At 72.1% G+C, this 17,935-nt stretch carries 18 protein-coding genes; 11 read left to right on the plus strand and 7 right to left on the minus strand.

What is annotated here, in order from left to right; translation table 11 throughout:
- The first annotated feature begins 20 nt into the window (after window positions 1-20).
- Window positions 21-917: a LysR family transcriptional regulator gene (locus ACQ0O7_RS38170; RefSeq protein WP_430790016.1), complete on the plus strand. Its 897-nt coding sequence runs from the start codon at window positions 21-23 to the stop codon at window positions 915-917.
- A gap of 129 nt (window positions 918-1,046) precedes the next feature.
- Complete coding sequence (locus ACQ0O7_RS38175) at window positions 1,047-1,415, plus strand: hypothetical protein (protein ID WP_430790018.1); 369 nt, start codon at window positions 1,047-1,049, stop codon at window positions 1,413-1,415.
- Window positions 1,416-1,611: 196 nt separating this feature from the next.
- On the opposite strand, the gene ACQ0O7_RS38180 is transcribed toward ACQ0O7_RS38175, so the two are convergent.
- Window positions 1,612-2,907, minus strand: coding sequence for a jacalin-like lectin (locus ACQ0O7_RS38180; protein WP_430790020.1), 1,296 nt, complete (start codon window positions 2,905-2,907; stop codon window positions 1,612-1,614).
- Window positions 2,908-3,047: 140 nt separating this feature from the next.
- Between ACQ0O7_RS38180 and ACQ0O7_RS38185 the strand changes: the two genes are divergently transcribed.
- Window positions 3,048-4,838, plus strand: a complete 1,791-nt coding sequence (locus ACQ0O7_RS38185) for a phosphatase PAP2 family protein (protein WP_430790022.1) — start codon at window positions 3,048-3,050, stop codon at window positions 4,836-4,838.
- A gap of 197 nt (window positions 4,839-5,035) precedes the next feature.
- Here the strand turns inward: ACQ0O7_RS38185 and ACQ0O7_RS38190 are convergent, their stop codons facing one another.
- Window positions 5,036-5,782: a DeoR/GlpR family DNA-binding transcription regulator gene (locus ACQ0O7_RS38190; RefSeq protein WP_430790024.1), complete on the minus strand. Its 747-nt coding sequence runs from the start codon at window positions 5,780-5,782 to the stop codon at window positions 5,036-5,038.
- Window positions 5,783-5,841: 59 nt separating this feature from the next.
- Here ACQ0O7_RS38190 and ACQ0O7_RS38195 point away from each other — a divergent pair, with 59 nt between their 5' ends.
- The 4 genes from ACQ0O7_RS38195 (at window position 5,842) to ACQ0O7_RS38210 (ending at window position 10,036) form a co-directional block, all read left to right on the plus strand.
- Window positions 5,842-6,528 (plus strand): NUDIX domain-containing protein, encoded by a 687-nt coding sequence (locus ACQ0O7_RS38195; RefSeq protein WP_430790026.1) that lies wholly within the window; start codon window positions 5,842-5,844, stop codon window positions 6,526-6,528.
- Between the two features lie 4 nt (window positions 6,529-6,532).
- Window positions 6,533-7,849, plus strand: a complete 1,317-nt coding sequence (locus tag ACQ0O7_RS38200; protein WP_430790028.1) for an alpha/beta hydrolase family protein — start codon at window positions 6,533-6,535, stop codon at window positions 7,847-7,849.
- Window positions 7,850-7,915: 66 nt separating this feature from the next.
- Window positions 7,916-9,286, plus strand: a complete 1,371-nt coding sequence (locus ACQ0O7_RS38205) for a pyridoxal phosphate-dependent decarboxylase family protein (RefSeq protein WP_430790030.1) — start codon at window positions 7,916-7,918, stop codon at window positions 9,284-9,286.
- Between the two features lie 405 nt (window positions 9,287-9,691).
- Window positions 9,692-10,036 carry a HEAT repeat domain-containing protein gene (locus tag ACQ0O7_RS38210; RefSeq protein ID WP_430790163.1) on the plus strand — a complete coding sequence of 115 codons (345 nt, stop codon included), beginning with the start codon at window positions 9,692-9,694 and terminating at the stop codon, window positions 10,034-10,036.
- Between the two features lie 117 nt (window positions 10,037-10,153).
- On the opposite strand, the gene ACQ0O7_RS38215 is transcribed toward ACQ0O7_RS38210, so the two are convergent.
- Together ACQ0O7_RS38215 and ACQ0O7_RS38220 are read right to left on the minus strand one after the other, a co-directional pair.
- Entirely contained in the window at window positions 10,154-11,653 is a 1,500-nt protein-coding gene (locus ACQ0O7_RS38215; RefSeq protein ID WP_430790032.1) for a family 43 glycosylhydrolase, read from the minus strand.
- Window positions 11,654-11,780: 127 nt separating this feature from the next.
- Window positions 11,781-12,473 (minus strand): GAF and ANTAR domain-containing protein, encoded by a 693-nt coding sequence (locus ACQ0O7_RS38220; protein ID WP_430790034.1) that lies wholly within the window; start codon window positions 12,471-12,473, stop codon window positions 11,781-11,783.
- A gap of 202 nt (window positions 12,474-12,675) precedes the next feature.
- Here ACQ0O7_RS38220 and ACQ0O7_RS38225 point away from each other — a divergent pair, with 202 nt between their 5' ends.
- On the plus strand, window positions 12,676-13,377 hold the full coding sequence (locus tag ACQ0O7_RS38225; protein WP_430790036.1) for a GAF and ANTAR domain-containing protein: 702 nt from the start codon (window positions 12,676-12,678) through the stop codon (window positions 13,375-13,377).
- 104 nt (window positions 13,378-13,481) lie between these two features.
- On the opposite strand, the gene ACQ0O7_RS38230 is transcribed toward ACQ0O7_RS38225, so the two are convergent.
- Window positions 13,482-13,784, minus strand: coding sequence for a hypothetical protein (locus ACQ0O7_RS38230; RefSeq protein ID WP_430790038.1), 303 nt, complete (start codon window positions 13,782-13,784; stop codon window positions 13,482-13,484).
- A gap of 152 nt (window positions 13,785-13,936) precedes the next feature.
- Here ACQ0O7_RS38230 and ACQ0O7_RS38235 point away from each other — a divergent pair, with 152 nt between their 5' ends.
- From ACQ0O7_RS38235 to ACQ0O7_RS38245, 3 genes are read left to right on the plus strand one after another with little or no spacing between them, the layout of a single operon-like run.
- Window positions 13,937-14,683: an ABC transporter ATP-binding protein gene (locus ACQ0O7_RS38235; RefSeq protein WP_430790040.1), complete on the plus strand. Its 747-nt coding sequence runs from the start codon at window positions 13,937-13,939 to the stop codon at window positions 14,681-14,683.
- Entirely contained in the window at window positions 14,680-15,408 is a 729-nt protein-coding gene (locus ACQ0O7_RS38240) for an ABC transporter permease (RefSeq protein WP_430790042.1), read from the plus strand. The genes ACQ0O7_RS38235 and ACQ0O7_RS38240 overlap by 4 nt, the downstream gene beginning before the upstream one ends.
- A gap of 26 nt (window positions 15,409-15,434) precedes the next feature.
- Window positions 15,435-16,046 carry a TetR family transcriptional regulator gene (locus tag ACQ0O7_RS38245; protein ID WP_430790044.1) on the plus strand — a complete coding sequence of 204 codons (612 nt, stop codon included), beginning with the start codon at window positions 15,435-15,437 and terminating at the stop codon, window positions 16,044-16,046.
- A gap of 178 nt (window positions 16,047-16,224) precedes the next feature.
- Here the strand turns inward: ACQ0O7_RS38245 and ACQ0O7_RS38250 are convergent, their stop codons facing one another.
- Both ACQ0O7_RS38250 and ACQ0O7_RS38255 read right to left on the minus strand, forming a co-directional pair.
- The gene (locus tag ACQ0O7_RS38250; protein ID WP_430790046.1) at window positions 16,225-17,325 is read right to left on the minus strand and encodes a methyl-accepting chemotaxis protein; all 1,101 of its coding nucleotides are present in this window, start codon (window positions 17,323-17,325) and stop codon (window positions 16,225-16,227) included.
- Between the two features lie 44 nt (window positions 17,326-17,369).
- Window positions 17,370-17,858, minus strand: a complete 489-nt coding sequence (locus tag ACQ0O7_RS38255) for an SRPBCC family protein (RefSeq protein ID WP_430790048.1) — start codon at window positions 17,856-17,858, stop codon at window positions 17,370-17,372.
- Between the last annotated feature and the right edge of the window lie 77 nt (window positions 17,859-17,935).

A 17,935-nucleotide genomic window follows, 5' to 3' on the forward strand; every position in this document is an offset into this window, starting at 1 on the left:
AGTTCCGCTAATGTAAAAAGGTGCTGGAGATCCGCCGACTGGTCCTGCTCCGCGAACTGGCCGTGCGAGGCACCATCGCCGCCGTCGCCGAAGCGCTCAACTTCACCCCGTCCGCGGTGTCCCAGCAGCTCAGCCAGCTCGAACGGGAGACCGGCACCGAGCTGCTGCGCAAAGCCGGCCGGCGGGTGCGGCTCACCCCGCAGGCCGAAGTGCTGGTCGCCTCGGTCGGCGAGGTCCTGGACACCCTGGAACGCGCCGAAGCCCGCCTCCAGGCCGCCGCCGCCACCGTCACCGGCCGGGTCCGGGTCGCCGTGTTCCAGTCCGCCGCCCTCGCCTTCATGCCCGCCACCCTGCGTGCCATGGCAAACCTTTACCCAGATGTACGGGTGGAGATGACCCAGCGGGAGCCCGAAGAGGCACTACGTGAGACCTGGGCCCGCGACTTCGACATGGTGATCGCCGAGCAGTACCCGGCACACGCCGCCCCACACCACCCCGGCCTCGACCGGCGCGACCTCACCACCGACGCCATCCGGCTCGCCCTGCCCGCCCCGCCCGAATCACTGCACCCGGTCGACTCACTGGACTCGGCCCGGCACATGCCGTGGGTGATGGAACCACGCGGCGCCGCCTCCCGGCACTTCGCCGAACAGGTGTGCCGGCGGGCCGGATTCGAGCCCGACGTCCGCTACGAGACCGCCGACCTGCAGGCCCACATGCGCCTGGTCGAATCCGGCAACGCGGTCGCCCTGATCCCCGACCTGATCTGGGCCGGCCGCGGCACGTCAGCGCGCCTGCTGGAACTGGACGACGCCCCGCACCGCACCATCTTCACCGCCCAGCGGCTGGCCGGGGCGGCCTCCCCGGCGGCCCGGGCGTTCCGCGAGATCCTGGAGCACACCGTCGCGGGCGCATGATCGTCGATGCCATGATGGCCCGGTGCGAAGGATGTACGACATCGGAGCGTTCGCGGTCCTCGCCGCCGCCCGCTGCTGGCCCGGTAGCTGAAATCCGACGTCGAGCCCTACCCGTGCGCGCTGCGGGACGTGCGCGCGGCCGCCGTCGATCGCCCGCGCGAGGCGGACGACGTGTTCTCGTCCAACCTGCACCGGATGATGGTGTGGATGGGCCTGATGTTCGGGTTCCTGTTCCTGTTCGTCCCGACGAGCTTCCTGCCCACCCCGGACGTTCTGATCCAGGCGCTGGCGGTGCTCTTCACCTTCGCCTGCGGGCTGGTGTTGCTCAGCGCCTGCCGACTGTTCCTTTCCAAGATCCTGGAAGGACCCCTCCGCGCCCGGCTCGACGACCGCCCGATACCCCGCCCCGGCTTCGTGGGCTGGCTGACCTACCCGAACGACCTGGACGTCCTGACCGGCCTGCTCTTCGCGGCGTGCATGGCCCCGCCCCTGTTCTGAATCGGGCGGGGCCGGCCCGCCGGTACCGTCGCTTGCCGCTCACCGTCCGGCACGCACGACGACAGATCGAGTGCTCCCGTCGGTGCCCCGCACCCGCTGGCCGCTCACGGTTCGGCATGTGCGCGGCCTCAGCGGGCCGGGGCGTCGGGTGCGCGCCCACGAGATACAGATCGTGCGCGGCTGGCGGGGATACGGGTCAGCGACGGGTGTAGATGACGCCCAGTTTGTCCACCTCGGTGCCGGAGCGGCCGTGGAAGCCGGCGATCTGGAAGCCGGTGGGGGCGGTCCGGGTCACGCAGTCTGTCGTGGTGGTGCCGCCTTCCACCGAGCGGCCCTGGTTGGTGGTGAAGCGGGCGTAGAAGATTCGGGTGCGGCCGTTGTGCTGGGCGCGGCACATCTGGGCGCTTGCCACGTACTCGCCGGCGGCCAGCGTCAATGAGCGGGCGGTGCCGCCGGTGCCGCCGTGGGTCAGGGTGCCCAGGCTCACCTGGTCCACCCGGGAGCCGGCTCGCACCCCGACGGTGATGGGGGTGCCGGTGACGGCGTCGATGTCGGTGAAGTGGGTGCCGTGCGGGCCGCCGAACTGGTCGCTCAGGGTGTATGCGCTGTTCGCCGACCAGGTGAAGGCGGTGCTGATCGGGAAGTGGTCGGACAGCATCAGGCCGTCGGCGGTGCGGAAACCGGCGTCTTCGTTGTGGTAGCCGGTGGCGTTCAGGGTGACCGAGCGGCTGCCCCGGTAGAGGATCTTGTCGACCACCTCGCACGCGTCGGTGACCGCTGCCGCGTCGCAGACCAGGGCGTTCGAGCCGGCGGCCGGTGGGGTGCCGGCCCGTTCCAGCTTCACCCACGCGTCGGTCAGGCCGTTGGCGGCGTTGAAAGCGCGGATGGTGTCGGCGGCCCGGGTGTACCGGGTGTTGGTGTCACCCATCACCACCACCGCGTTGCCGGCCGAGTGGGTGCCGATGAACGCGGTCAGCTGGTTCAGGTTGTCGGCCCGGGACGTCTGGTCGCCGCTGCTGGTGCCGGCGTTGGTGTGCAGGTTGTAGAAGTCGACGAAGACACCCTCGGCCAGCCGGTGCCGGGCGAACGTGAAGCCTTTCGGGGTGAGGCAGTCGCCGGAGTCGAACTGGCAGGAGTTCCAGTCGCCGCGTTCGAAGTCGTCGTAGGGGATCGTCGACAGGGTGTTGAGTCCCGAGCCGAGGCCGGCGCCGCCGCTCGTCGGGGTGCGGTGGGCGTGCGTGGTGTCGGCCGCGTACAGGTGGGCGTGGTAGTTGAAGTCCTCCTGCACCTGCACGATGTCGAACGGGCCGAGCCGCTGGCCGATGGCGGTGTGCGCGGTCCGCCGGTCGACCTCGGCGCTGGAGATGATGTCGGGGAGACCGGCGACGTTGTACGTCAGGACGGTGAACGATCCGGACGCGGCGTGCGCCGGGGCGGGGGCGAGGACGAACGGGCTCACCAGGGCGGCGAGCGCGAGGACGGCACGTCTCATGGGGGACGCCTTCCATCGATGGGGGTTACCGGACGGTAGCGATCGGCCACCCGGCGATGGAAGTCCCTTTGAAAATAATTCACATCAACACCGGCGGCCGTTGGTGAAGCGGTCGTGTGCCCCGGCGAGTCTCCCTGCTCGTGAACCTCAGCCGCCGCACACTTCTGCTCGCCGGTGCCGCCACGCTTGTCGCCCCGGCCCGCCCCGCCTTCGCCGCCGCCCCGCCCGCCCTCGCCTTCGTGGACGCCTACCGGACGAACACCACGGCGAACCTGACGGCCGGGACCAACGCGGCCATCCGGATCCTGTCCGGGTTCCAGAAGGTGTGGGACACCGGCACCGCGTGGAACACCGGCACCCCGTTCGACCGGGAGTTCCTGCGGGCCAACATCCGGTACGTGGTACGGACCACCCGCACCCGGACCGCCGCCGAGGCCGCGAAGTCGTTCATCGTGGACCGGCAGCACCAGAGCTATTCGGTGATCGCCGGGCTGGGCCCGCTCGCCGATGCCTACCGGGCCGGGGCGCTGGCCGTCACCGGCATCACCGCCGCGCCGGCCACCACCCCGGCGACCACGGTCAGCGATTCGATCCCGGCCGGGGCGCCGGCCGGCTCCGCGCTGGGCGCCGGGTCCACCACGTCCGAGCTGGGCAAAGTGGTCACCCTGGTGAACACGCTGCGCGGCAGCTGGTCGTCCGGGAACCCGAGCAAGTTCGCCTTCCAATACCCGCGGCCGTGGCGGATGACCGAGAAGAACCAGGTCGTCGACACCGGGGCGGTCGACGGGTTCGGCTACCCGGTCTACGACTCGGACGTCGTGGTCACCCCGACCCTGCTGCGCCAGCGGAGCACCACCCCGGCCGAGGACGGCGGGTACGTCTCCGGGCACACCAACGCGCTGTTCCTGGCGGCGCTGGCGATGGCCTACGCGGTGCCGGAACGGTTCCAGGAGATGGTCACCGTCGCGTTCGACCTGGCGCACACCCGGATCGTCACCGGCATGCACTCGCCGGCCGACGTGATCGGCGGGCGGATCCTGGGCACCGCGCTGGCCGCCGCGATCCTCAACGACCCGGCGAACGCGGTGCTCAAGGTGGAGGCGCGGGCGCAGGCGCTCGCCTACTTCCAGGACCTTCTGCCGTACGCCGGGTCGGGCGCGGACCGGGCGGCCAACCTCGCGATCGTCGCGCCGAAGTTCACCTACGGCCTGCCGTCACGCCGTTCGAACCAGCGCTTCGTGGTGCCGCGCGGTGCCGAGGTGCTGCTGGAGACCCGGCTGCCCTATCTGGACGCCGCCCAGCGCCGGGAGGTGCTGCGGACCACCGGGCTGCCCGCCGGCAACCCGATCCAGGACGGTCCCGAGCAGTGGGGCCGGATCAACCTGTTCGCCGCCGCCGACGGATACGGCGCGTTCGACTCGACGGTCACTGTCGACCTGGACACCGCCGATGTGTGGCGCAACGACATCGGCGGCCGGGGTGGGCTGGTCAAGCGGGGCGGTGGTTCGCTCACGCTCACCGGCGACAACGACTACCGCGGCGGTACGGCAGTGGCCCGCGGCACGCTGGTGGCCGCCTCGAAGCGGGCGCTCGGCTCCGGCGACCTCACCGTCGACGGCGGCACGCTGCGCCTGGACGCCGCGAAGACGCATGTCAGCGGTTCGGCCCGGTTCGGTGCCGGCCGGCTGGCGCTGACCGTCCGCCCGCACGGCGCGGCCCCGCTCACCGTCGGCCGCGACGTCGTGATCGGTTCCGGAGCGGTCCTGGAGGTGGCGGTCGGCGGGAACGTCCGGGACGACAGGCCGGTCCCGGTGCTCACGGCGCGCCGGGTGCGCGGCCGGTTCGCGAAGGTCGTGGTGACCACACCGGGCTACCACGCCGCCCTGGACCAGCGCGGCGACACGATCACCGTGCGCCTGCGCCGGGCCTGACAGTCGTGGGGCGCGGNGTTCGGGTCCGAATCGGACCCGAACGCGGCACACGGGGTCGGCCCGGGGCTGTTGTGCCGCGTTGCGGTGCGTTCCGCGCCGGAACGCGGCACACGCCGGGCGTCTGGGGCATGCATGACCCGGCGGCCGGGGACGATCGGGGGGACCGCCTGCCGTGTCGCCGGAGCCCACGGGACTCTTCACGGCCGTACCGAAAGAAGGGGTATGCCTTTCAGCGCCGGATGATCCGGTGGCGCGTCGGTGATCACGGCGGTGACGCGGTCCGGCGGAAGGACCCGAAACGGGGAAGCGGCACCGACCTTCTCGGCGCTGGCCAGCACATACGTCTCGGCGGCGCGACTCGCCAGGACCCGTTTCATGGCCGCCTCGTCGGGGTCGCCGGTGGTCAGGCCGGTCTCGTGGTGGACGCCGGTGACGCCGAGCAGGAACAGGTCGGCGGTGACGTCGCGGGCGGCCTCGGCGGCGGCCGCCCCGGACGTCACCGCGGAGTGTTTGAAGAGCCGCCCGCCGAGCACCCAGACGTCGACGGTGGGGTGGTCGACCAGCGCGGCGGCGACCGTCGGGCTGTGCGTGACGATGGTCGCGGACAGCTCCGGCGGGAGGGCCGCGGTGACGGCGAGCGCGGTGGTGCCGCCGTCGAGCAGGACCGTGCTGCCGGGGCGGATCAGCGCGGCCGCCGCGGCGGCGACCCGCTCCTTGCTGGCGGTGGCGACGCCGGCCCGGGTGGCGTAGTCGGCGACCGCCGGGGAGACCGGCAGCGCGCCCCCGTAGACCCGCTGGCAGAGGCCGGCGGCGGCCATCTCGCGCAGATCGCGGCGGATGCTGTCCTCGGCGACTCCGAGCCGGGCGGCCAGATCCTTGGCGACCACCTTGCCGTCGGCTCTGAGGCGGGCCAGCAGGAAGTCACGACGCTCGGCGGCAAGCATTCCGTGTTTCTCCTTATTTTTGTCGACTGTTGCGCGTTTCGGAGTGTAGTTTGCCGGACGTGAACACACCAGGAATCGACGTTCCCGACGCGCGTGGCCGGGTCGGGCTGGACCAGGCTGGGCGCGACCTGACCGGCAACCCGTCCGTGATCGTGCGCGATGTCGAGCTGACCTCGGCCGGCTGGCACGTGCTGCGGCGCACCACCTATGACTACCGGCGGCGCGACGGCAGCTGGTCCACCGAGCAGCGGGAGACCTACGACCGGGGCGATGGCGCGACCGTGCTGCTCTACGACCCGGACCGTGGCACCGTGCTGCTGACCAGGCAGTTCCGCTATCCGGTGTACGTCAACGGCCACCCGGACGGGATGTTCCTGGAGACCGCGGCCGGGCTGCTGGACGGTGACGACCCGGTGGCGGCGATCCGGCGCGAGGCCGAGGAGGAGCTGGGTGTGACGATCGGCGAGCTGACGCCGGTGTTCGCGGTGTGGACCAGCCCGGGATCGGTGACCGAGCGGGTGCACTGTTTCGCCGCGCCGTACTCGGCGGAGTCCCGGACCTCGGCCGGCGGCGGGCTGGCCGACGACGGCGAGGACATCGAGCCGGTCGAGCTGCCGTTCGCCGACGCCCTCGCGATGATCGGGACCGGTCGGATCGCCGACGCCAAGACGATCATGCTGCTGCAATGGGCCGCGCTGACGCTTGACATGGATCGACTGCGGTCATTGGATGTTACCGGGAGGTAACACGATGATCGTTCGCCGGGCCGTGCTCGCCGCCACCCTGATCGCCGGGATCCTGACCGGGACACCGGCCGCCGCCGCGGACACCTGCGCGGCGCCCGCCCCGAGCCCCACCCGGCCCGGATATCTGATCGCCGACCCGGACTGCGACCTGGACGGCACCCCGTTCACCGCGCTTCCCGGGGCCCGGGTGCACACCGGAGTGGAGAACGGCGCGGCCTGGCGGATCGAGATCCCGCGGCGGTGGAACGGGAGACTCGTCGTCTACGCCCACGGCTATCGCGGCACCGGCACGACCGTCCACGTGAGCGATCCCGACCTGCGCGAGCACTACATCGACAAGGGCTTCGCCTGGGCCGCGTCCAGCTATGCCACCAACGGGTACGACGTGGATCAGGGCGTTCGGGACACGTACGCGCTGATCGGGGTCTTCCGGAGGATCCTCCGCCCGAAGCTGGTGTACATCAGCGGCGCGTCGATGGGCGGGCACGTCACCGCAGTCGCCATCGAGCGGTATCCGCGCGCCTTCGCCGGGGCGATGCCCTACTGCGGGGTGCTCGGCGACGTCGAACTGTTCGACTACTTCCTGGACGCGGGCGTGACCGCCGCCGCGCTCGCCGGCGTCGGCATCGAGTTCCCGCTCCGGCCGGGCGCCGACTATCCGGCACGCTGGGCCGGGCAGGTCACCCGGATCAAGGCCGCGCTGACCGAACAGGCCTGGTCCGACGTGCTGGAACGGCGCAGCGGCGGGGAACGGCCCGGATTCGCGGGGGCCTTCGGCTACTGGGACGCGGCCTCCCAGGGCGGGCTGCCGTTCCTGTTCAGCGTGTGGCCGGGGCTCAGCGGCGGCACCGCCGGGATCGCGTCCGGCAACCTGACCGACAACCGGCGGACCGTCTACCGCATCGGCGACACCCGGCGGCTGACCGCGGCGGAACGTGAACTGAACGCCACGGTGCTGCGGGTCGGCCGGACCGCCACCGACGGGGTGCCGCGGATCGCCGGCCGCCCGCCGGTGCCGGTGCTGTCGCTGCACGGGATCGGTGACCTGTTCGTGCCGTTCTCGATGGAGCAGGAGTACGCCCGGCGGGCCGCCGCCAACGGGCGCTCCCACCTGTTCGTGTCCCGCGCCATCCGGGACGTCACCCACTGCGGGTTCACCGCCGGTGAGGCCACCCGCGCCTTCGACGACCTGGTCGGCTGGGTGGAACGGGGCCGCCGCCCGTCCGGCGATCCGATCCTGGACCGGCGCGCGGTGGCGTCCCCGGGCTTCGGCTGCCGCTTCACCGTGGGTACCCGCCCGGAGTTCCCGGCCTGCCGCTGACAACACCGGCCAGATACCGGGAAGTGGACCGGGACAGGCCGGATCCGTGGTCCTACTGTTCTAGATGTGTATCCCTCTCTCGCCGATGACCTGGCCGCCCTGCCCGCGCTTCTCCAGAGCACCCGCGACTACGCGGTCGCCGTCCTCGCCGGGCTGGGGGAGCGGCCGGTCGCGCCCACCCCGGCCGACGTGCCGGCCGCCCCGCTGCCGGTCGACGGCGGTGGGACCGCCGGGGCGCTCGCCGAGTTCCAGCGCCGCTGGGCGCCCGGCTTCTCCGGCAGCGCCGGGCCCCGCTACCTGGGCTTCGTCACCGGCGGCAGCACCCCGGCCGCGCTGGCCGGCGACTGGCTGACCGGCGCCTTCGACCAGAACGGCTCCAACCGATCCGGCTCGTCGGCGGCCGCCCTGGAGGACGAGACGGTCGGCTGGCTGGGCGAGATGTTCGGACTCGGCCCGGCACACACCGGAGCGTTCGTCAGCGGCGCCACCATGTCCAACCTGGTCGGCCTGGCCATCGCCCGGGAATGGATCGGCGAACAGCGCGGCCTCAGCGTCGCCGGGCAGGGCCTGGCCGCCCTCGGCCCGGTCCCGGTGCTGTCCGGCGCCGCCCACTCCAGCATCTACAAGTCGCTGTCGATCCTGGGCCTGGGCCGGGACGCGCTGCGCCCGGTCGCCACCCGGCCCGGCCGGGAGGCGGTGGACGTGACCGCCCTCACCGAGGCCCTCGCGGCACTGGACGGGCAGCCGGCGATCGTGGTCGCCAACGCCGGCACCGTCAACACCGTCGACTTCGACGATCTGCGGGCCATCCTGGCGCTGCGCGAGCGGTTCCCGTTCTGGCTGCACGTGGACGCCGCGTTCGGCGGGTTCGCGGCCCTCTCCCCGGCCCACGCCCACCTGGTCGACGGGATCGCCGAAGCCGACTCGGTCTGCGTCGACCTGCACAAATGGCTCAACGTTCCCTACGACGGGGCGGTCCAGTTCACCCGCCGCCGGGATCTGCAGGTCACCGTCTTCCAGAACGCGGCCGCCTACCTGCCGCCGATCACCGGCACCCCGGACTTCTTCCACCTCACCCCGGAGAACTCCCGCCGGCTGCGGGCGCTGACCGCATGGTTCACCCTCAGCGCCTACGGGGTGGCCGGGCACCGCGCCATCGTCACCGCCGCCATCGACGCGGCACACCGGCTGGGCGAGCGCCTCACGGCCGTTCCCGGGATCGAACTGCTCGCGCCGGTACGCCTGAACGTCGTCTGCTTCGCCGTACCCACCGACCCCACCACCCTGGCACAGCGGATCGCCGACTCCGGTGAGGCGTTCCTGACTCCCACCGTCTACCAGGGCCGGCCGGCGCTGCGGGCCGCGTTCAGCAACTGGCGGACCGCCGAAGCGGACGCCGACCGGGTGGCCGACCTGATCGAGAAGACGGTGCGCTGACCGGCTCGGCAGGAGACGCCGGCCCGGACCGGATGGCCGGAAACCGGCTCGCGGGACGGTGGCGGCGGTTCTACCGTGGGCCGCGATGACGGAGACGTGGGAACCGGTGGAGACACTGCTCGGGGCGTTGCAGCGTGGACTGGGCCGGGGTGCCCGGTGGGCGGCGGGTGCGGACGGAGCCGGCGAGGCGGTGACCCGGTGCCTGGTGGAGGACACCCGGTGGGATCGGCAGGCCGACGAGCGGTCGATCTATCTGGCCCGGCTGGTCCGTGACCTGCGGATGCCGGTGCGGCCACTGCTGAGGATGCTGTGGGATGCCCCCGGTGAGGACGCCTTCGACACCGTGTCGCGGGTGCTGGAGCCGCTCGGCCGGACCGTTGTGGTTTCGACGATCTGGCCACCGGCCTGGCCCGGATCGGCGGGCCGGAGGCGGCGCGGGTGGTGCCGTGGCTGCACCAGCTGTGGACGGCCCCGCACAGCTACGAGCGGGCCGCCTACCTGCGGGCGCTGCTGGCGCTCGACCCGGCGGGTGCGGAGCCGCTGCTGGTGGAGGGGCTGTGGGATTGCGAGGACGAGGTGCGCCGGATCGCCGCCGAGCATGCCCGGCTGTCCGCGGAGGTGCGGGAGCGGCTGGTGTACCTCCGCGACGATCCGATGGAGGACGCCGGGGTGCGGGACGCGGCGGGGGAGCGGGTCCCGGCTCCGGGCCGGAGTTCGGGCTCCGGCCCGGAGGGGCGGGCGGCCGTGTGACGACCGGGGGACGGGTCGGCCACCGCACGGGACGCCCACCGGTGGGGGCGGGCCGGGAGCCGGCACCCCACCGGGATTCGGTGACCCGGTGAGGCGCCGGTCGTTCGAGGGGGCCGGTCAGGCGGTGATGTTCCACTGCTGGCAGGCGTTGCCCAGGGAGGCCCACTGGCGGACCGCGACGCCGTCGCCGGTGCCGCAGTCGGTGACGTCCAGGACCATGCCGTTGCCCCGGTTGGCGATCAGGTAGCCGCCGTTGATCGGGGTGAGGCTCCACTCCTGGCAGAAGTTCCCCAGCGACGCCCACAGGTTGAGGGCGGTGCCGTTGGCGGTGCCGCAGTTGACCGAGTCCAGGACGGTGCCGCTGTTGGCGTTGGTGATCCGGTAGTAGTTGCTGGTCGTCCTCGTGAACGTCCACTGCTGACAGGCGTTGCCCAGTGAGGTCCACTGCTGGATGGCGGTGCCGTTGGCGGTGCCGCAGTTCTGCGCGTCGAGGACCTTGCCGCTGGCCTGGTTGACCAGTCGGTAGCGGGTGCCCGCCGCCGGGAACGACACCGTGCCACCGGGGTCACCGGACGGGGCGGTCAGCGTGCTGGAGAGCTTGTCCGGCGTACCCAGATTGGGGGTGTTGTCGCTGTTGAAGTTGACCTTCTTGAGTCGTGTGGTGCGGGTGGCGCCGCAGCCCTGGGCGGTGGTCTCGTTGGCGTGGTAGGCCATCCACGTCTCGGTGCCGTCCGGGGACGTGAAGAACGAGTGGTGTCCGGGGCCGTAGACGCTGTTGGCGTCGGACCGCTGGAAGATCGGGGTGGACTTCTTGGTCCAGGAGGACGCGGACAGCGGGTTGGCGCCGGTCAGCGTCAGCATGCCGATCTTGTAGTCGGGGGTGTTGCAGGAGCTGGCCGAGAAGGTGAGGAAGGTCTGGCCGTTGCGCTGCAGGATGTACGGCCCCTCCTCGGTGTTGCCACCCTGCTTCTCCCAGTCGTACGTGGGATAGGAGATCCGTGTCCCGTAGGCGGAGACCGTCCACGGGTTGCTCATCGGCGCGATGAACAGGCTCTGCAGGTCACCGACCCAGGACGAGTAGAGGAAGTAGTTCGTCCCGTTGATGGTGGCGACACTGCCGTCGATCGCCCAGCCGTTGTTCGCCTGCACGTTGAGCTGGCCTTTGAAGGTGTACGGCCCCATCGGGTTGTCGCCGGAGCTCTCCAGCACGAACGAGCGCTGCCCGTCGCAGCAGGCGGCGGTGCCGGCCGAGTAGTAGAAGTACCAGCGCCAGCCGTTCGGCCCGTTCAGCCGGTGCACCGACGGCGCCCACACGTTGCAGCAGCTGGCCGCCGCGGTGCCGGTGTAGATCACCGACTCGGTGGCGCCGGGCAGCGCGGCGACCGAGGTGGCCCGCTTGATCACGATCTGGTTGTTCCAGGTGGTCGCGGCCAGGTAGTAGTAGCCGTTCCAGTAACCCACCCAGGGGTCGGCGCCGTACGGGGCGGACGCGACCGGATTGGTGAAGGTGGTCGCGGCCCGGGCCGGGGTGGGCGCGGTGCGGGCCTCGACGGCGACGGCGATCGCGAGGAGCAGCAGCAGGACGGCTCCGAGGGATCTGAGGCGTGCGAGAGACATGGCAGTCCCTTCTCAATGGATCGGGGATGCACCCCGGCGCACGGATGTGAGCGCGCCCGCCGATGGGGGTTGGCGGGCGGTGTGTGCACGGGGTGTTGCCAGTATGTTAACGATCACATCAAGACTGTCAAGACCGTCGATGTGCCCGTCGCACCAGATCCGCCGCCACGTCGCGCAGTTTGCGGTTCGCGTCCTGCGAGGCCTTGGTGAGCACGGCGAACGCCTCGTCCGGCCCGCACCGGCGCTGACCCATCACGATGCCCTTGGCCTGCTCGATCACCGCGCGGCTCGCCATCGCCGCCTGCATCTGCCGGACCAGGGCCGCCGTGCTGTCGTAGAGCTCGGCGTTGGCCAGGGCGATCGCGGCGTACCCGGTGAAGGCCCGCGCCAGCTCCACCGCCTCGTCGTCGAAGGCGCGGGAGGTGGTCGCGTAGACGTTCAGCGCCCCGACGACCGCCTGCCGGATCGGCAGCCCGACCGTGAGCGCACTGCGAACTCCGACACTTCCGGCATGCTCCGCCCAGCCCGGCCAGCGGCGCTCACCCTCCACCTCGTCGACACACACGGTCCGGCGGTCCGCCGCGGCGTCCAGGCAGGGCCCACGGTGGTACGAGTACTGCCACTCGTCGATCGCGGAAGCCGCCGGCCCGGTACTGGCGACGGTTCGCGGGCCGCCGTCGCGGACCAGGGTCACCGACACCTCGGCCGCGCCCGGCACCGCGTCCCGGGCCAGCTCGGCCACCCGGGCGAGCACGCCGTCCAGGCTGTTCTCGCCCAGATCGATCCGGCCCAGTTCGCGGAACGCGTCGATGGTGTCCATCCCGGCTCTGTACCCGCGGTACCGGTCCGTACACCGACCGGTATTATCGGCGTCCTGCGGCCGGAACCGACATCGGAGCCGGCGCATCGGCGTCAAGCAGCGGCGCGAACCCCGGGGTTCACGCGTTCCCCGGGCGACAAGATCGACAGTCACGAGCCGCCCACCGCGGTTCGTGCACCGCTGCGGAGAACCACTGACGTTGATGGCGCACCACCCGGCCGCCGCTGCCGCCTTCGCGGAGCTCGGCCGCATCAGACTGGGCGAGACCGATCTCGACGGTGTCCTGCACCGTGTCGCGGACCTCGCCGGGCGGACGATCCCCGGTGCCGCCCACGTCTCGATCACCCTGCTCCGGGAACGGGGCGTGGCCACCGTGGCGCGGACCGGCGAGACCGCCGAACGGCTGGACGACCTCCAGTACGAGCGCGGCGACGGCCCCTGCCTGGAAGCCTCCCGGGACGCGTCCACGGTGCTGGTGCCGGACACCACCACCGACCGGCGATGGGACGGCTGGGGGCCGGAGGCCGCCGCGGCCGGCGCCGGCAGCGCGCTGTCACTGGGCCTGCCGATCCGGGACGGCCTGCGCGGCGCGCTCAACCTCTACGGCACGGCGCCCCGGGCCTTCGACACCGACGCGGTCGCGCTGGCCGAGACCTTCGCCCGGTACGCCACGATCGCCCTGGCCAACGCCCACCTCTACGACACCACCGCCGACCTGGCCCGGCACATGCAGGCGGCGATGGAGAGCCGCGCGGTGATCGAACAGGCCAAGGGCATCATCATGGGGGAGCGGCGGTGCGGGCCGGACGAGGCGTTCGCCCTGCTCACCAAGGCCTCCCAGGACTCCAACCGCAAGCTGCGCGACGTCGCCGCCGCCCTGGTGGAGCGCACCCGCCGCGGCTGAACCGCGTGCCGCTTTCCGGCGCGCTCCGCGCCGTTGTGCGGCACGCGGGCTGGCATCGCGTGTCGCTTTGCGGTGTGTTTCGCGCCGTTGTGCGGCACGCGGGGTCAGTGGGTGTGCTGGGACAGGTGCCGGAGGGCCGGCTCGACGTAGCCGGCCACCGGGTAGCGGCCGTACCGGCGGGCCAGATCCCGCAGGTAGACCTCGGTGACCTCCTGCCCGGCCGGCAGCCGCCCGGCCACCCGGTCCGCGGCGATCGCCGTAGCCAGGGCGTTGATCCAGCCCCGGCTGGTCTCGCCGGGATCGATGCGCTGCCCGGTGGCCTGCAGGATCAGTTCCCGGTCGCGGTCGGTGAGGGTGGTGGCGTCCGCGCGTGCGGACCGGCGCGGCGTCGGCCGGGTGATGGACATGGGCGGTGCGACCTCCGGCGTGCAGCGTTCGTTGTTCTCCAGATCGGTGCGGGCCGGTTGCCGCTTAGCGGTTTTCCGGCCGGGGGACTTCTCCTCGCCGCGGAATTCATCTAGCGTTTAATTCAACATCCGATGAGTTTCCGGGAGGAGACATGCCCACCGCGATCGAGGTGGAGAACCTCGTCGTACGACGGGGGAGCCGGGCCGTCCTCGACGGGTTCTCCTGCGCGGTTCCCCAAGGCAGCGTCACCGGCCTGCTCGGGCCGAGCGGCAGCGGCAAGACCACCCTGATGCGCGCGATCGTCGGCGTGCAGGTGGTCGCCGCCGGCCGGGTCACCGTGCTCGGCCATCCGGCCGGCTCGGCGCCGCTGCGCCGCCGGATCGGCTACCTGACCCAGGCCCCCAGCGTGTACGCCGATCTCACCGTCGACGAGAACGCCCGCTACTTCGCCTCGCTCTACCGGCTGCCGGCCGCCGACGCCGTCGCAGCCGTCGAAGCGGTCGGTCTCGGCCCGACCCGGGGCCGGCTGGTGGCGGACCTGTCCGGCGGCCAGCGCAGCCGGGCGTCCCTGGCCTGCGCCATCGTCGGCCGCCCCGACCTGCTGATCCTCGACGAACCGACGGTCGGGCAGGACCCGGTGCTGCGCGACGAACTGTGGGACCACTTCCGCCGGCTGGCCGCCGAGGGCGCCACGGTGCTGGTCTCCAGCCACGTGATGGACGAGGCGAACCGCTGCGACCGGCTGCTGCTGATCCGCGAGGGCGCACTGATCGCCGACGACACCCCGGCCGCGGTCAAGGCGTCGGCCGGCACCGACGACCTGGACCGCGCCTTCCTCACCCTGATCAAGCGCCAGGATCGCGCCTTTCCGCTCTCCGGCCGAGGGGGCCCGGCATGATCCTGCTCAGCACCATCCGGCGGATCCTCACCCAGCTGCGGCACGACCCGCGGACCATCGGGCTGATCATCGTGGTCCCGCCGCTGCTGATCACCCTGATCTATTTCATGTACGAGGATCAGCCCGCCGTCTTCGACCGGATCGCGCTGACCATGCTCGGGGTGTTCCCGTTCATCGTGATGTTCCTGATCACCTCGATCGCCATGCTCCGGGAACGCACCACCGGCACCCTGGAACGCCTCTTCACCACCCCGGTCGGCAAACTCGACCTGCTGTTCGGCTACGGTGTCGCGTTCGGTCTGGCGGGGGCCGTGCAGGCGGCGGTCGCGGCCGGTTTCGCCTCCCTCGTGCTGGGCATGCGGACCGCCGGCGGTGTCGGCCTGGTCATCCTGATCGCCGTCGCCAACGCCGTGCTCGGCGTCGCCCTCGGGCTGCTGGCCAGCGCGTTCGCCCGGACCGAGTTCCAGGCCGTGCAGTTCATGCCGGTGGTCGCCGCGCCACAGCTGCTGCTGTGCGGACTGTTCGTGCCCCGCGAGGACATGGCGGGCTGGCTGCGGGCGATCAGTGACGTGCTGCCACTGTCGTACTCCGTGGAGGCACTGACCGAGGTGGGTGTGCACGCCGAGCCGACGGGCATCATGTGGCGGGACCTCACCGTGGTGGTGGCCGCCGTCGTGGTGGCGCTCGTGCTCGGTGCGGCCACACTGCGGCGCAGGACCGCGTAGGACGTACGGCGAAAGGGTTTTGATCGATGGTGCGACGGACCGGACGCCGGCCCGGCAACCCGGACACCCGGGAGGCGATCCTCGAGGCGGCGCGCGGAGCGTTCGCCGAGAAAGGGTTCGACGGCGCCTCGATCCGTGCGATAGCCACCGGCGCGCGCGTCGACCCGGCGCTGGTCCACCACTACTTCGGCACCAAGGACAAGCTGTTCCTGGCCGCGATGAACTCGCCGCTGGACCCCCTGGACATGCTCGCCGAGGCGACCGCGGGGGAGCGCGGCGAGATCGGCACCCGGATGGTGCGGGCCTTCCTGGAGATCTGGGACGGCCCGCGCGGCACGGCCGGGGTGGCGTTGCTGCGCTCGGCGGTCGGCAGCGAGTGGACCACGAAGCTGTTCCGCGAGTTCGTGGTCACCCAGGTGCTGCGCCGGGCGCTGCCCGGGCTCGGCCTGGACCCGGAGGAGGGCCGGCTGCGGATGACCCTGGCCGGCAGCCAGCTGGTCGGCCTGGCCCTGGCCCGTTATGTGATCAAGGTGGAGCCGCTGGCCTCCGCCCCGGCCGAGACGCTGGTGGCGGCCTACGGCCCGGCCCTGCAGCGCTACCTCACCGGCGAGCTGCCGGGGGTGTTCCCGGCGCCCTGACCGGTGTGCGGCACGCGCTGAGCCTCGGGTGCCGCGTCCGGTGCGGCACGGTGCGGGTGGTGGCGCGGCGTGTGGTGCGTTGCGGTGCGGATCGCGCCGGTGTGCGGCACGGTGCGGGTGGTGGCACGGCGTGTGGTGCGTTGCGGTGCGGATCGCGCCGGTGTGCGGCACACGACCGTCAGATGCCGGCGACCAGGCGGGACAGGTAGGCGCTGATCCGGGCCCGGGTCTGATCCGGCAGGCCACCGAACTGGACGCCGATCTCGGCGGTGCCGTCGCGGACCACCCGGCGGACCACCCGGGCGTCGTACGTGCCGGCCAGCCCGTCCAGGCTGAGCTCGACACGGACCGCGTCGCCGACCGCGAGCGGGGTGCCCGACGGAACCGTGCAGCCCAGCCCGTCCGAGCTGAGGTCCAGCAGGTCGGCGGTGAGCCGTGGCCGGCCGGCCCGGTCCAGATGGACGGTGCCGTGCACCGGCAGCCGGTCGTGCCGGCGCCGTTCCAGCCGGTCGGCCACCGACGACAGGTCGCCGATCTGCGCCATCGTCGCGTCCACGCTCATGTGCAGCCGGCCGACGATCTCGTGCTGCTCGTCGGCGATCCCGCCGAGCTGGCGCATCGCGTCCTCGATGTCACCCACGTCGCCGATGATCGCGCTGAGCGTCTGGGCCATCTGGGCCACGTCGGCCTCCAGCGCGGCGATCGTGCTGGTGATCTGCTCGGTCGAGTCGGCGGTGGTGTCGGCCAGGCCCTTCACCTCGTCGGCGACCACCGCGAAACCACTGCCCGCGGTGCCGGCCCGGACCGCCTCGATGGTGGCGTTCAGGGCCAGCAGCCGGGTCTGCGAGGCGATCCCGGAGATCACGCTGGCGATCCCGGCGACCTGGCGCAGGCTGGCGTTCAGCGCAGTGGCCGCCTCGTCGGCGCTGTGCGCCCGCTGGACCAGCGAGTTCGCCGCCTCGCTGGTGATCGACACCCGGTCGTTGGTGGCGGCGGCCGCGTCCCGGGCCGCGGTCACCTGGACCACCACGTCCTCCAGCTTGCCGCCGATCACCTCGGCGGTGTCGTCGATCGCCTCGCGGGCCCGTTTGCGCAACTGCACGTTCAGTTCCCGCTGATGCACCATGGACGCCTGGGCCTGGGCGTCCAGCTCGGCCCGCAGCCGGGCCAGCTCGGCGTCGCGTTCACGCAGCGCTTCGGTGAGTTCGGCCAGAGCCCGGGCATCGGAACCGGCGTCGCCGGTGGTGCGACGCCGGCGGAGTGACGACCAGAGCGGCATGATGATCAGACGTTACCGTGTCCGCCCGTCACCCGTCCGGGCTTTCACCGGCCCGCGAGGACCTCGTCGATCTGGCCCATGGCCAGCCGCATGCCCTCCTCCATGCCCATCTCCACCAGCCGTTCCAGCTGTCGCGCGCTGCGGAAGGTGGCGACCGTGGTCATCCGGGTGCCGGCGCCGGCCGGTTCCAGCCCGACCGTGATGTGCGTGATGTCCTCCGGGTCGACGGGTTCGCCGTCGTCGCCGGCGAACCCGTCGTCGAACTCCAGCCGGGCCGGCTCACGCACGTCGGTGATCTGCCACCAGCCGTGCGCCTTCGTCCCGTCCGGGCCGGTCATGTGATAGCGGACCGCGCCACCCGGCTCGAATTCGAACCGGTCGACGGTGGCCGGCCAGGTCGGCGGGCCCCACCAGCGCTGCAGCCGGCGCGGATCCGCCCAGACCTGCCAGACCTCGCCGGGCGGATGATCGAACTCGGCCACGAACGTCAGCGTCATGGTCTCGGTGCTCTTCTCGGTACGGACCACGGGCATCGCCGTCTCCTCTGCTCGGTGAACTCCTGCTCTACCCACTGACCGACCTGTCATCCGGCCTGTCCGGATGGGACCGT

The sequence above is a fragment of the Actinoplanes sp. G11-F43 genome, assembly GCF_050589265.1.
Classification (GTDB): domain Bacteria; phylum Actinomycetota; class Actinomycetes; order Mycobacteriales; family Micromonosporaceae; genus Actinoplanes.